Below are 13,935 nucleotides of genomic sequence, written 5' to 3'. Positions count from 1 at the left end.
CCATGACCCAGCGGCTCCAGTTGATTACGCGGCGCTCCTTCCTGGAGGGGCTGAACCTGGCGGTGGGCGGTCTCACCGTGGGCCTCTTCTCCGCCGAGGCCCTCGCGGACGAGCCCTCCGGGCGCATGGGGAAGAAGCCCCCCACCAGCTCCCCGGCCATCGAGGCGGGCACCCCGGGGCTCAACCCCAACGCCTTCGTCCACGTGGCGCCGGACGGGCTCGTCACCATCGTCTGCCACCGCTCGGAGATGGGGCAGGGCATCCGCAGCTCGCTGCCGGTGCTCATCGCCGACGAGCTGGGCGCGGACATGGCGCGGGTGCGCATCCTCCAGGCGGACGGCCACACGGCCTACGGCGACCAGAACACCGACGGCTCCAACAGCGTCCGGGGCATCTACGAGGACATGCGCCGCGCCGGCGCCACCGCGCGCACCATGCTGGTGGCCGCCGCCGCCCGGCGCTGGAAGGTGAAGCCCGAGGACTGCGAGGCGAGGGACCACGCCGTGTTCCACCGCGGCGGCCAGCGGACGCTGGGCTTCGGGGAGCTGGCGAACGAGGCGTCGAAGGTGGCCGTGCCGGAGCCGAAGGCCGTCAAGCTCCGGCCGAAGTCGGAGCTGCGCCGCGTGGGCAGGGAGCTTCCGCTGCTGGACGGCCCGGCCTACGTCAATGGCTCCGCGGTGTTCGGGGCGGACGTCAAGCTTCCCGGCATGCTCATCGCCATGATTGCCCGTCCCGCCGTCGCGGGCGGCCGGGTGGTGAAGTACGACGCGACGAAGGCGCTCGCCGTCCCGGGCGTCAAGCGCGTCATCGAGCTGCCGGCGCCGAAGAAGCCCTTCACCTTCCAGCAGTGGGGTGGGGTGGCGGTGCTCGCGGAGAACACCTGGGCGGCGATGAAGGGCCGCGCCGCGCTGGACATCACCTGGGACGACGGGGAGAACGCCTCCTACGACTCGAAGAAGTTCCGCGAGGAGCTGACCGCGTCGGTGCGCGCGCCGGGCACGCCGGTCCGCAACGTGGGCGACGTGGACGCCGCCCTGGCCGGCGCCGCGCGCGTCATCGAGGCCGAGTACTACGTCCCCCACCTCCCGCACGTGCCCATGGAGCCCATCGCCGTGCTGGCGCGGGTGGACGCGGACACCTGCGAGGTCTGGGCCCCCACCCAGAACCCCCAGGCGGCGCAGATGGTGGCGGGGGGCGTGCTCGGGCGTCCGCCGGAGAAGATGAAGGTCCATGTCACCTTCCTGGGCGGCGGCTTCGGCCGGAAGTCGAAGGCGGACTACATCGCCGAGGTGGTGTGGCTGGCCCGCGAGGCGGGCGTCCCCGTGCGCGTGCAGTGGACGCGCGAGGACGACGTCCGCAACGACTACTACCACTCGGTCAGCCTCCAGCGGCTGAGCGCCGGGCTGGACGCGTCCGGCAAGGTCGTCGCGTGGCGGCACCGGACGGCCTTCCCGCCCATCGGCTCCACCTTCGCGCCGGTGAACCGGCCTGGCGACAGGGACCTCCAGCAGGGCGTGACGGACCTGGCGCTCGGCATCCCCAACGTCCGCGCCGAGGCCTGCGAGGCCAACGCCCATGTGCGCATCGGCTGGCTCCGGTCCGTCTACAACATCTTCCACGCCTTCTCGGTCAACTCGTTCGTGGACGAGCTGGCGCAGGCCCGCGGCGTGGATCCACGCGACATGCTGCTGGAGGTGCTGGGTCCGCCCCGCCAGGCGTCGCTGCAGGAGCTGGGCATCTCCAAGCTGGAGAACTACGGCCAGCCGCTGGACAAGCACCCCGTCGACGCGGGGCGCCTGCGGGGCGTCATCGAGCGCGTCACCCAGCTGTCGCGCTGGGACGAGCGGAAGAAGGACGGCCGGGCGCTGGGGCTCGCCGCGCACCGCAGCTTCCTCAGCTACGTGGCCGTCGTCGCGTCGGTGGTGAAGGACCCGAACGGGAAGGTCCGCGTCGACGAGGCGTGGATCGTGGTGGATGCCGGGACGGTCATCAACCCGGACCGCGTGCGCGCGCAGATGGAGGGCTCCATCATCTTCGGCATGAGCCTGGCGCTGCACGGGGAAATCACCGTGAAGGGCGGCGCGGTGGAGCAGTCCAACTTCCGCGACTTCAAGCTGGTGCGCATCAACGAGGCGCCGCGGAAGATTCACGTCGACATCGTCCAGAGCGACGCCGCGCCCGGCGGCATCGGCGAGCCGGGGGTTCCGCCCGTCGCGCCGGCCATCGCCAACGCCGTCTTCGCGCTCACCGGCACCCGCGTGCGGGAGCTGCCCATCGCCCGCTCCCTCCCGGTCTGACGCCCGGGAGGGCGGTCCCCGTCAGTGCATCGTCGCCGCCGGGGGCCGTCCGTCCATGGCAAGCGGCAGCTCCACGGTGAAGGTCGCCCCCTGGCCCGGCTGGCTCTCCGCGCGGAGGGTGCCCTGGTGCGCCTCCACGATGCACCGGCTGATGAAGAGGCCCAGCCCCAGCCCCCCGTAGTTGCGGGCGGAGACGGCGCGGCCGAACTTCTCGAAGATGCGGGAGAGGTTCTCCGGCGAGATGCCGATGCCCTCGTCCCGCACGGTGAGGTGGGCCCGCTCCTTCAGCCGCGACACCGTGAGCACCACCGGCCTGCCGGGCCCGTACTTGATGGCGTTGGACAGCAGGCCGCGCACCACCTGCTCCAGCCGGTGCCGGTCCCACCAGCCCACCACGGGCTCCGGGGCCTGGACGACGATGTCGCTTCCGACATGGGCGGCCTGGGAGCGGAGCTGCTCCGCTGCTTCGTGGAGGACGTCCGCCAGGTCCACCCGCTCCCGCTGGAGGGACAGCGTCTCGCCGGTGAGCTGCGTGACGTCCAGCAGGTCATTGATGAGGGCGGTGAGCTTGCGGACCTGCATCGAGGCGCTCTCCGCGGTGCTCAGCACGCGCTCCCGCAGCCGGGCCAGGGGCACCTTGGCCCGGGCCTCGCGGGCGAGCCCCTGGAGCTTTATCTGCAGCGGGGTGAGCGGCGTCTTCAGCTCGTGGGAGGCCACGGTGAGGAACTCGTCGCGCAGCCGCACGGCCTCCTGGAGCCGGGCCTCCGTCTGCTTGAGCCGCGTCACGTCCTGGAGGGCGAGCAAGACGGTGGCCGGGTGGCCGTGCATCGCGGGGAGCAGCTCCGAGTCGGTGACGAGTGAGTACCGGCCGACGGGGGCATGCCACACCACGGGAATCTGGCGGAAGCGCTCGCCCCGCGAGGCCCGCACCCCGGGAATCTGGTCCGTGGGGATGGGGTTCCCTGCCTCGTCGGTGAGCCGGTACGCGCCGTCGTAGTCCTCGCTGGGGACGCCTAGCGGGAAGCGCCCCCCCGCCATCTGGTGCGCGGCCTGGTTGGCGAAGAGGGCCCGCCCGGTGCCGGGCTCCATCAGCAGGAACGCAACCGGGATGCGGTCGAGCACCGACTCCAACCACTGCTGCTGGTTGGACAGGTGCGCCGCCAGCTCCTCCACCTTCCGCCGGGCCTGGACCTGCGCCGTCACGTCCACGGAGTAGGACATGACGGAGTCCACCCGCCCATCCGCGTCGCGCAGCGGCAGGTAGGCGATGTTGAAGAACCGCTCCTGTCGCGTGCCGTCTTCGTGGGAGTCGAGCCACATCGACAGCTCCTTCATGGAGAACGGCTTGCCAGACTCGTAGACCTGCTGGAGCGCCCGGGAGTACTCCTCGCCATTCCTGTTGCGCTTCACGAGTTCCCGCAGGGACTGGCCGGTCAGGTCCATGCCGCTCGCGAGCTGTCGGAAGATGGGGTTGAGCATGGAGAAGCGCTGCTCGGGCCCGCTCAGCAGGGCGATGGACGCCGGAACGTTCATGAGGACGTCGTAGAGGCGCGCGCGCTCGGCCTCCACCGCTGCCTCGGCCCGCTTGCGCTCGGTGATGTCATGGATGAGGGCGACGAAGCCCTTGACCGCGCCCTGGGGCGTCCGCGTGGGCACGTACGTGGACTGGACGTGCAGCATTCGTCCGTCGCGAAGGGTCAGCGCGCTCTCGTAGTGGACCGTCTCTCCCGCGAGCGCCTTGCGCATCCAGTCCTTCAGGTGCGCGTACCCCATCTCCCCGGCCGAGACGCGCACGGGTTGGCCCGCCAGTTCCTCCGGGTCGAGTCCGAACCACGACTGGAAGGCCCTGTTACAGAAGACGTAGCGCTCCTGGGTGTCGACGTAGGCCACCAGGGCCGGGAGCGCGTCGGTGATGGCGCGGAGCTGATGTTCCCGCATCCTCACCACCTCGCGGCTCTGCTCCAGGGCCTCCTTCGCCCGCACCTGCTCCGTCACGTCGTGCTGGGTTCCCCACACGCGAACCAGCCGGCCCTGCTCCACCACGCCGATGAGGTTGGCCAGACGCACGCGCTCCACCCCGTCCGCGTCTACCTGGCGCGTCTCCACATCCTCCAGCCGGTAGCCGTGGCGGACGAAGGGCCGGACCGCCGCATCGACGGCGTCCTCGGAGTGCGTGAGCCGCAGGACCAGCTGGTGCAGCGTGGTACCCACCAGCTCCCGCGCCGCCTGGCACCCCGTCATGCGGGCCATCACGTCATTCACCTCGGCGATGGCGCCCTGGCGCAGGAGCGCGTGGACCTGCGCGTCCTCGGGCAGTTGCGTGTCGATAGGAGGCGCTATCTCCATCCGCCAGATGCCCTCCGTGCTCTGGGACATGAAGGTCCGGTAGCGCTGATCGCTCTGCCGCAGCGCCTCCGTGGTCCGCCGCAGCTCGTCCTCGGCGTGCTTGCGCTCGGTGATATCCTCGGCGGTGGAGATCCACTCGCGGACCAGGCCCGCGTCGTCGAACACCGGGACGCTCCGGACGACGACGGCGCGATAGGAGCCGTCATGGAAGCCGAGCCTCAGCTCTCCCTGGTACGGGTCTCTCGTCTCCAGGGCGGCGGCCCACTCCGTCACGAAGCGCGTCCGGTCGCTTGGATGGATGGCGTCGAGCCAGCCCAGCCCCAGGTGCGCTCCATGCGTCTGCCCCGTGAAGGCCAGCCAGCGCGGGGCGGGCTCCAGCAGCTCGCCACGGCTATTGGTTGTCCACACCGTCTGCGCCATGGCCTCCACCAGCGAGCGGTAGCGCTGCTCGCTCGCGCGCAGCGCCTGGTGGGAGCGCTTCGACTCGGTGATCTCCACCACGGCGATGCCGATGCCCTGCACGGCGTCGGTGCCTTCCCGCACGGGGTAGTAGTTCACCTGGAAATGACGCGAGACGCCCACCTCCTTGGGGGTGGCCCCGGTGACTTCCAGGTTCAGCACCGGCTGCCCGGTCTCCAGCACCTGACGGTAGTGCGGCTCGACGAAGGGCCACAGCTCGGGGAGGACATCCCGCAGCTTGCGGCCCAGGTGGGCCTCGCGGGGCAGGCCATTCATGTCGGCCAGGGCGTCGTTGATGTGGATGAACCGGAAGTCCAGGTCGAGGAGGGCGAGGCCGACGGGGGCACACGCCACCATGGTCTCCAGGAACAGTCGGGACTGTTCCGCGGAGATCCCCTCGATGGCATCCCGGTCCGTCAAGCTCGCGCCCTGTCCCAACACGCACGCCCCTCCATGAGGTCTCCACCCGCGAAGCGCGGCGGGCGCTTGCCGGGTGGCGGTGCGCGTCCCGTGCCTTCGACGGGAGCGCTTCCTCTAGAGGCTGCGCATCTTGGATGCCCTCCGGGAGAGGCGGGCTGGGGCTTCATTGCCGCCCGGGTGGAACGCAGCGGGAGGGGGCTCACCGGGCCCCCGCTCAAGACGCCCACGCACGGATTCCAGGGGGCGTCGTGGGGGCTGACGAGCCACCGATAGCTTCTCCGACCGCCCGTGACGCGCCCCGCCTGGCGGACCCGGAAGTCCCGGTCAGCAGCTGAGGGTCATCTGGATGTAGTCGACCGCGGTGTCGTCCTGCAGCTGGAATTGGAGCCATACTCGCCCCACTTCCTCCACCCCCGAGGTGCCTTCCGCATGTCCCGCTCCCGACTGTCGCGCAGCCTCGCCGTGCTGTCCCTTGCCCTGGCCACGCCGGTGCTCGCCGGGGCGGCGGAGGACGCCGCTTCCACGCGGGAGCGCGAGGCCGCGCTGCTCGTAGGCACCCTGCTCGGGGGGACGCCCATGGTGGAGGACCTGCGCTCGCTGGTGGACGAGGTGGGGGGCCGGGCGACGGGCTCGGATGCCAACCGCCGCTCGGTGGAGTGGGCGCTGGAGCGCTTCCGCGCCGCGGGCGTGACGGCGCGCGCGGAGGCCTTCCGCATGCCGGCGCTGTGGCTGGAGCGCGGCGCGACGGCCTCGGTGCAGGGCAAGAGCGTGCGCTTCGCCCCTCGCGTGGCCGCGATGCCCTTCTCCACCGCCACGCCGAAGGGCGGCCTCTCCGCGCCGCTGCTGGACGTGGGGCGAGGCACGGAGGCGGACTTCAAGCGCGTGGGCGCGAAGGCGCGCGGCGCGTTCCTCCTGGTGGAGACGGAGGAGCTGCGCGACGTGGACGGGCTGTTCCGCGAGTACAGCGAGGCGACGGACATCGAGTCCCGCGCCTTCGCCGCGGGCGTGGCCGGCGTCGTCTACATGGGCAGCCGGCCTGGCAACCAGCTCTACCGGCACAACGTCTCCACGGGCCCGAAGAACACCCGTCCCATGATGGTGATGGAGCGGGACGGCGCGAAGCGTGCGCTGCGACTGCTGCGCGCCGGCACGCCGCTCACCCTCAATGCCGCGCTGGACCTCCAGACGGGAGGCCCCTACGAGTCCCGCAACGTCATCGGCGAGATTCGAGGCACCACGCGGCCGGAGGAAGTCGTGGTCCTGGGCGCGCACCTGGACAGCTGGGACCTGGGCGGCGGCGCGCTGGACAACGGCGCCAACGTGGCGATGCTCATCGACGTCGCGCGGCAGCTGCAGCGGTTGGGACTGAAGCCGGCGCGGACCCTCCGCTTCGCCCTGTGGAATGGCGAGGAGCAGGGGATGCACGGCTCGGCGGGCTATGTGCGTACGCACGGGGCGGAGCTGGACGGGCACGCCATGGCGCTCTCGGTGGACATCGGCTGCGGCCGCATCACCGGCTTCTTCACCAACGGCCGGCCGCCGCTGGTGCCGCTGGTGGACAAGGCGCTGAAGCCGGTGGAGGGCCTGGGGCCCTTCACGCAGGTGGACGTGCCGGTGGTGGGCACCGACAACTTCGACTTCATGCTGCACGGCGTGGCCAACCTCATCGCCAACCAGGAGGCGGCCACCTACGGGCCCAACTACCACGCGCGCTCGGACGAGTTCGAGCAGTGCGACACGAGGACGCTGCGCGCCAACGCCGCCGTGGTGGGCGCGCTCGCCTGGGGCTTCGCCAACATGGAGGAGCGGCTGCCCCGCCAGAGCCGCGCCGAGGTGGAGACGCTCATCAAGAGCACCGACCTGGGCCAGCAGATGAAGTCCTTCAACGTCTGGGACGAGTGGGCCGCCGGCACCCGGGGCCGCGCTCCCGAGCGCCAGGCGGCACCCACCACGCGCTGAGGCCTGCGCACGGGCAGGGCGTGCGAGCTTCAGTGCACGCCCCGCTTGGCGAGCCAGTCGTTGATGCGCACCAGCAGGCTGGCCGAGTCCGTCCGGGCGCGAGTCAGCGCACGCCCCGCTTGGCGAGCCAGTCGTTGAGGCGCACCAGCAGGCTGGCCGAGTCCGCCCCGTCCTTGATGGCTTCCGCCCTCGCCTCGGAGCCCAGCTTCAGGGCGCGCTCGCGGTCCTTCTCCGCGTCCCAGAGCGCCCGCGCCAGCAGGAAGAGGGAGTCGGTCCGCTGGCCCGGCATGCGCCGCGCGTTCTCCGTGCCGGCCAGGGCCCGCTCCAGCGGGGCGAGTGCCTCGGCGGGCCGGCCCGCCTTGAGGTAGGTGGACCCCAGGTCGTTGAGCACGACAATCCACTGGGCCTTGGGGTCGTCCCGCTGCATGAGCTGGATGTCGGCGGCGCGCTGGATGTACCGCACCGACTCGTCGAAGCGCTCCTGCCGGTTCAGCGCGCGGCTGATGAGCCGCAGCGTCATCACCATGCCCGCGTCGTACGCGCCGAACAGCTTCTCGCGAAGGGCTACCGTCGTCTTGAAGTGGAGCAGGGCCTCGTCCCACTTCTTCTGGTGGTAGTACAGGTACCCCAGGTTGCTGTGGATGACGGCGACGCCCAGGCTGTCCGGCCCGTCCGTCTTGCGGGCGATGGCAAGCGCGCGCTCATAGAGGGGCAGGGCCTCTGCCTGCCGTTGCTGGACGACGAGTGTGGAGGCCACGTCATTGAGCGCGTCATAGACGCGGGGGTGGTCTGGGCCGAGCGTCCGCTCGAAGGTCGCCAGCACGTCACGCGCCTGGGTCTCCGCTTCCGCCAGCTCCCCCTGCGTCCGCAGCACCATCACCCGCGCGAGCTGCACCCGCGCGACCTCCGGGTGCTCGGGGCCCAGCGCCTGCCGCGTCAGCGCCACCGCCCGCTCCGTGTGCGCGCGGGCCTCGGCCAGCCGGCCCTGCTCCAGCCGGGTGGCCCCCAGCTCCTGGTTCACGTCCGCGGCCTCCAGGCTGTCCGGGCCGAAGGCGCGCTCCACCAGCACCAATGCCTGTTCCTGCTGTAGCAGCGCTTCGTCGAAGCGGAGCTGCTTGCGCAGCAGCGTGCCCGCGTACGTCAGGAGGTTCACCCGCAGCAGTTCATTCCCGCCGCCCAGCCGGTCGATGGCGGCGGCGGCGCGGTTCCTCCAGCGCGCGGCCAGCTCGTAGGCGTCCAGTCCCACGGTGGACACCCGCACCAGCCGCGTCCAGGCCCGGGCGGCGACCTCGTCCTGGCGGGTGGCCTCCGCCGCATCCAGGGCCTCGAAGTACGCCGCCTCCGCGCCCTTCCAGTCTCCCGCGCCCTCGCGCAGCTCCCCCAGGAGGAGGGCGGCCTCGGCGCCCTCGCGGCGGTCCCCCGCGTCCTTCGCCGCCCGGGCCACCGGCTCCACCAGCGCCACGCCCTCCTTGTAGCGTCCGGTGGTATTCAGCGCGCGCCCGCGCGCCAGCGTGTCGCGCAGCGTGCTCCGCCGCTCGCGCGTCGCCGCATCCTCGGGCGCGGGAGGGCCTCCAGGCGCCAGCGCCTCCGAGCAGCTCGATAGCGGCGGCAGCGCCTTCACCACGCGGTGCGCCTCGTCCACCATGCTCGCATCCGCCTGGGACAGCAGGCTCGAGAGCGCGGACACGTCCGCCAGCCGGCCGTCGAGGCAGCGCATGCGCCACGCGAGCACCTCCTCGGACTGTCCGCCACGCACGCGCGTGGCCTCGCAGGCGGTGGTGCGCGTCGTCGCCCAGGCGGCGGTGTAGGCGTCCAGCTCGCGCCGCACGCGCTGCCATGCTCCGGCCGCGTAGGGACGGCCGGTGGCGAGGAAGGCGGACTCGATGGCGCCCTGCTGCTCGGCGCTCCAGATGGACGACAGCTCCGCCGTCCCGTTGCAGGCCCGCGCGCGGCGGGTGGTCACCAGGTGGGTGAGGGCCACGGCGGAGGCCAGCAGCATCACACCGCCAGCCAGGGCCAGCCTCCGACGCCAGCGCACGGCGGGGTCTCGCTGGAGTTCGGCCAGCAGGGCTTCCATCGACGGGAAGCGCTCCTGGGGACGGACGGACAGGCCGCGCAGCAGCACGCGCCGCAGCCAGGGGGGAACGCGGGTGCCCGGGGGCGCGGGGCGCACGCGCCCCGCGCTCACCTCGGCCTTCAGCGTGGACAGGGAGCGGCCCTCGAAGGGGCGCTCTCCATAGAGTGCCTCGTGGAGCGTCACGCAGAAGGCGAACTGGTCACCCCCGGCGCCCGCGCGGACGCCGTCACAGAGCTGCTCCGGCGGCATGTAGGCCGGCGTGCCGCCCATGACCGACCGGGTGGAGAACTCCGTGGTGACGTCCGGGGCCGCATTCAGGTGAGGAGGGTGTCCCTGAGGGGGCGCGCCCAGGTGTGAGAGGCCGAAGTCGGTGACGTGCACCCGGCCGTCGCGGCCGACAAGGAGGTTCTCCGGCTTGAAGTCGCCGTGCACCACGCCCGCCGCATGCGCCGCGGCCAGCCCCTGGCCCGCGTCGACGAAGAGGGACAGCACCTGGCGCCAGGGGCGGGCGGTGACCTTCAGCCACGTGCCCAGCGTCTGCGCTTCCACCTGCTCCATGGCGAGGAAGACCTGCCCGCCGAAGGTGCCCACGTCGTAGATGGGCACCACGTGCGGGTGCGAGACGCGGGCCATGGCCTGGGCCTCGCGCATCAGCTGGGCCCGACCGCGCTCCGCGTCCAGGGCCAGCGCTCCCGCGCGCAGCAGCTTGAGGGCCACGCGCCGGTCCAGCTCCGGGTCATACGCGCTGTAGACGACGCCCATGGCGCCCGCGCCGAGCACCTCCAGCACGAGGTAGCGGCCGACGGCGGTGCCCTTCTCCAGCGGCGCGTCCCGCGAAAGGCCTTCACGCGTGGGGGATGCCGCCTCCTCCCGGCCGGAGTCAGGCGCCTTCTCCGGGTTCTGCGCGCGCAGCCCCTGGGCCACCAGCTGCCGGCACGCGGCGCAGGTGTCGAGGTGGGCATCCACCTGGGTGGTCTGCTCGGGCGACAGCTCGCCCAGCAGCAGCTTCATGAAGAGGGACTCGTCGATGCAGCGCATGCGGAACCACGCCCTCCGGGCCGGGGGAAGTCACGCGAGGGCGGTGCGGAATCCGGGGGGAGGGACGCGCGCCGAGGATAGCACTCCCGACTTCCTCGCAGGGTCGCGCCGCGGGCATGCCCGCCCCTGGAGCACGAAGGGTCGCTGACTACCCGCTACTGTCAGGTCGGATGGAGGGCATGCGGGTCAGCGAGCCCTGGCCGAAAGCGGCAGGGGGCCATGCACGGGCTGTTCGCCCGTAGCCACCCTGTGGGCATGAGGACCGGAACCTGGCGGCAGTCGTTGCCTCTGTTGCTCGCGCTCGCCACGCCCGCGCTGGGAGCGGAAAGCGGTGAACAGGACCGCGTGGAAGGACGCGTCGAGGAACTCTTCCTCGGAGATGAAGCCCCACTCAACCAGCGGCAGGAAATGGAGGCGAGCAGTGGCCTCGAGTGGGAGCAGGATGACGGAGAGGCGAGCTTCGAGCTGCCGGTGAATGTCGAGTACGGGCTGACCGACCGGCTCCAACTCGCGGTCGAGGTGGAGCTGTCCCCGGAAGGGGAGGACGCTGCGTTCCAGGAGGGGAGCGTGGGCGCAAGCTGGGGCCTGATGAACGACGGCCGGCGCGGACTGGCGGTGTCCGTCGGCGCGGAGATGCTCGCGCAGCGGGACACGCCGGAGGACTCGCTGCGGCCGGGTGTGGCGCCCTACCTGCTCGCGTACAAGGACCTGGGGCCAGTGGGGCTCAACGCGAGCGCGCAGGCGGAGCTGCTACCCTCCAGTGGCGGCCGTGACGGCACGGTGCAGCCGGACCTCGGACTGGCAATGGAGCTGGGCGACGGCGTGCTGCGGCCGACGCTGGAAGCCGCGTTCCGCAACGAGCAGGGCAGCGACACCGGCATCCTCGCGCCAGGCCTCTACGTGCGGCCCACCGAGTCCGTGGACGTGGGCGTCTCCGTGCCGTGGCGGCTGATGAGCGGCGGCGAGCGCAGCCTGGGCGTGAGCGCCCTGCTCACCTGGAGCGGCGGCGGCTCGAACTGAGGAAGCGGCGGTCCACCGCCGCCTTATGCGAGCTCCACCCGCCCATCCGCGCCCACACGCAGCAGCACCCGCGCGGGTGGGGCGCTCGCGTGCGCGGCGAGCCACTGCGCCAGCGGCGTCACCACGTGCTGCTCCACGGCGCGCTTCAGGGGCCGGGCGCCGTAGCGCGCGTCGAAGCCCGTGCGCGCCAGGTGCTCCACCACGTCCTCGCCGAAGGACACCTTCACCCCACGCCGGGTGAGGCCCTCTCGCGTCAGGGCCGCCTCCAGCGTGCGCCGGGCCAGCGCGCGGATGACCTCTGGCGTGAGCGAGCGGTAGGGAACCACCTGGTCCAGCCGGTTCAGCAGCTCGGGCCGGAAGAAGGCGGTGGCGGCGCCCAGGTAGTGCTGCTCCATGTCCCTCACCGTGCCTCCGCCGAAGCCGAGCGAGCGGCCCGCGCTGTCCGCGCCCAGGTTGCTGGTGAGCAGCACCACGGTGTTGCGGAAGCTGACGGTGCGGCCGGTGCCGTCCGTGAGGCGGCCCTCGCCCAATACCTGCAACAGCAGGTCATGGACGCCAGCGTCCGCCTTCTCCACCTCGTCCAGCAGCACCACGCCGAAAGGCTGCTCACGCACGCGCCGGGCGAGGCCGCCCTGCTGACCGCCCACCTCACCCACCAGCCGCGCGGCGCTCCCCGGCGCCGCGTACTCCGCCATGTCGAAGCGGGCCAGCCGGGCCGTGTCGCCGAAGAGGTACTCGGCCAGCGCGAGCGCCGACTCCGTCTTGCCCACGCCGGTGGGGCCCAGCAGCAGGAAGGCGCCCAGCGGGCGGGACGGGTCCGCCAGCCCCGTCTTCAGGGTGACGATGAGGTTGCGCAGGAGCAGCGTGGCCTCCTCCTGGCCGACGATGCGCTCGCGGAAGCGGCGCAGCAGCGCCTCCGGGTCCAACCGGATGGACGTGTCCACCAGCTCGCGCGGGTAGCCGGTGCGGGTGCAGAAGGCCTGCGTCACCCCGGCCGCGTCCACCTCGCCCGCGGCGGACGGCTGGGTGCTGGCCGCGCGCAACAGGGCCACCGCGCCACCGGGCGGAGGCCCCTCACCGAAGCGCTCCGTCAGCTCCGCGGCCCGGTCCAGCGCTTCCGGCGTGAAGCGCACCTTGCGCGCGCGGGCCACCCGCTGCGAAGCCTGCTGGAGCGCGGCGCGCGCGGCCACCGGCGCCAGCGGCGCCACCGACATGTGCCGCAGCGCCTGGAGGAAGGCGCCGTGGGTCCGCTCCGCGCGGGCCACGTCCTCTGGAGTGGCCTCCAGCACCAGCGCCACCTCGCCGCCCTCCAGTGCAGGCAGCAGGTGTCGCGCCACGTCCAGGCCCGTGTCACCGCCGCCGAGCGACAGCAGCTCCGACAGGCTGTCCAGGTGCAGCACCGCGCGGCGCACGCGGAGCGCCTCCACCATGCGCTGCACGCGCTCCTGCCACTGCCCCAGGTAGCGCATGCCCGCCATGATGCGGCCGCCCGAGGTGCTGTACACCTCCAGGCCGTGTAGCGGATGGCCTTGGGACGCCGCCTCCGCGCGCTGCACCAATTCGTGCACCAGCGCCGTCTTGCCCACCGAGGGAGGGCCCACCAGCAGCACGCTGGCGCGGGTGCTCGCGGTGACGGCCTCGGCGAGTCGGCCCACCTCCGCGTCGCGCTCCCAGGCCCGCTCCAGCAGCCCGGCGCGGGCCTCCTCGTTGAGACAGCGGCTGGCCTCCGCGAGCCCCTCGGGCGGGGGCGGGCGCTTTGGCTGCTTCGCGTCCTCTCCGGCGGCGCGGGCACGCGGCGTCTGCTTCACGCGCGCCGGCACCGAGAGCGTCTCCACCGACTCCTCGCCCACGTACGCCAGCCCGTGCAGCCGCTCCAGCGGCGCGAGGTGCAGCTCGTAGCGCACCAGCTCCTCGACGTACGGCTCCAGGTCCGCCAGGTCTTGCAGCATGCCCTCCACATTCACGCGGGGCACCCAGACGCGCAGCGGCCCCTTCGCGGCGTCTCCCTTGCGCGCGGCCTTCGTGCCGGAACGCCCGCCGTGCGTCACCACCGTCAGGCGCAGGGGCACCGGCAGCAGCCGCCCATGCTGGAGCGCGCGCACGGTGAGGGCCATGCGGCGCTGGCGCAGGTCCTCCCAGTGCGTCACCTCGTCCCACAGCTCGCCGCGGCGCAGGAGTCGGCCCAGCACCTCGGCCAGGTCCAGCCGCGCGGTGTTCAGGTCCGCCGCGAACGAGGCCAGGTGCGGGTGCGTCAGCACATGGGCCGCCACGCCCACGCCCGGGTAACGACGCACGAAGAGGTGGAAGTTCTTGTCCATG

6 protein-coding genes are annotated in these 13,935 nt (G+C 72.4%); 3 read left to right on the top strand and 3 right to left on the bottom strand.

Annotated elements, in window-relative coordinates; all coding sequences use genetic code 11:
• Positions 1–2: 2 nt before the first annotated feature.
• A complete protein-coding gene (locus G4D85_RS39670; RefSeq protein WP_164019445.1) occupies positions 3–2,297 on the top strand; it encodes a xanthine dehydrogenase family protein molybdopterin-binding subunit in 2,295 nt (764 codons plus the stop codon).
• A gap of 21 nt (positions 2,298–2,318) precedes the next feature.
• Here G4D85_RS39670 and G4D85_RS39665 read toward each other — a convergent pair whose 3' ends face one another.
• Positions 2,319–5,543: a PAS domain-containing protein gene (locus G4D85_RS39665; protein ID WP_164019444.1), complete on the bottom strand. Its 3,225-nt coding sequence runs from the start codon at positions 5,541–5,543 to the stop codon at positions 2,319–2,321.
• Positions 5,544–5,951: 408 nt separating this feature from the next.
• Here G4D85_RS39665 and G4D85_RS39660 point away from each other — a divergent pair, with 408 nt between their 5' ends.
• Entirely contained in the window at positions 5,952–7,481 is a 1,530-nt protein-coding gene (locus tag G4D85_RS39660; protein WP_164019443.1) for a M28 family metallopeptidase, read from the top strand.
• 103 nt (positions 7,482–7,584) lie between these two features.
• On the opposite strand, the gene G4D85_RS39655 is transcribed toward G4D85_RS39660, so the two are convergent.
• A complete protein-coding gene (locus G4D85_RS39655) occupies positions 7,585–10,596 on the bottom strand; it encodes a tetratricopeptide repeat protein (RefSeq protein ID WP_164019442.1) in 3,012 nt (1,003 codons plus the stop codon).
• A gap of 282 nt (positions 10,597–10,878) precedes the next feature.
• Between G4D85_RS39655 and G4D85_RS39650 the strand changes: the two genes are divergently transcribed.
• Positions 10,879–11,616 carry a hypothetical protein gene (locus tag G4D85_RS39650; protein WP_205525906.1) on the top strand — a complete coding sequence of 246 codons (738 nt, stop codon included), beginning with the start codon at positions 10,879–10,881 and terminating at the stop codon, positions 11,614–11,616.
• 23 nt (positions 11,617–11,639) lie between these two features.
• Here G4D85_RS39650 and G4D85_RS39645 read toward each other — a convergent pair whose 3' ends face one another.
• Complete coding sequence (locus tag G4D85_RS39645) at positions 11,640–13,934, bottom strand: AAA family ATPase (RefSeq protein WP_164019440.1); 2,295 nt, start codon at positions 13,932–13,934, stop codon at positions 11,640–11,642.
• Position 13,935: the final 1 nt, after the last annotated feature.

Source organism: Pyxidicoccus trucidator (genome assembly GCF_010894435.1).
GTDB lineage: Bacteria > Myxococcota > Myxococcia > Myxococcales > Myxococcaceae > Myxococcus > Myxococcus trucidator.
Note: the sequence above shows the minus strand (reverse complement) of the source record. Positions and strands in the feature narration are given on the sequence as shown.

Bases quoted from the DNA above. Each gene is read 5' to 3' on its own strand.
- G4D85_RS39670 (WP_164019445.1), top strand. From the start codon at position 3: ATGACCCAGCGGCTCCAGTTGATTACGCGGCGCTCCTTCCTGGAGGGG.
- G4D85_RS39660 (WP_164019443.1), top strand. From the start codon at position 5,952: ATGTCCCGCTCCCGACTGTCGCGCAGCCTCGCCGTGCTGTCCCTTGCC.
- G4D85_RS39655 (WP_164019442.1), bottom strand. From the start codon at position 10,596: ATGCGCTGCATCGACGAGTCCCTCTTCATGAAGCTGCTGCTGGGCGAG.
- G4D85_RS39645 (WP_164019440.1), bottom strand. From the start codon at position 13,934: ATGGACAAGAACTTCCACCTCTTCGTGCGTCGTTACCCGGGCGTGGGC.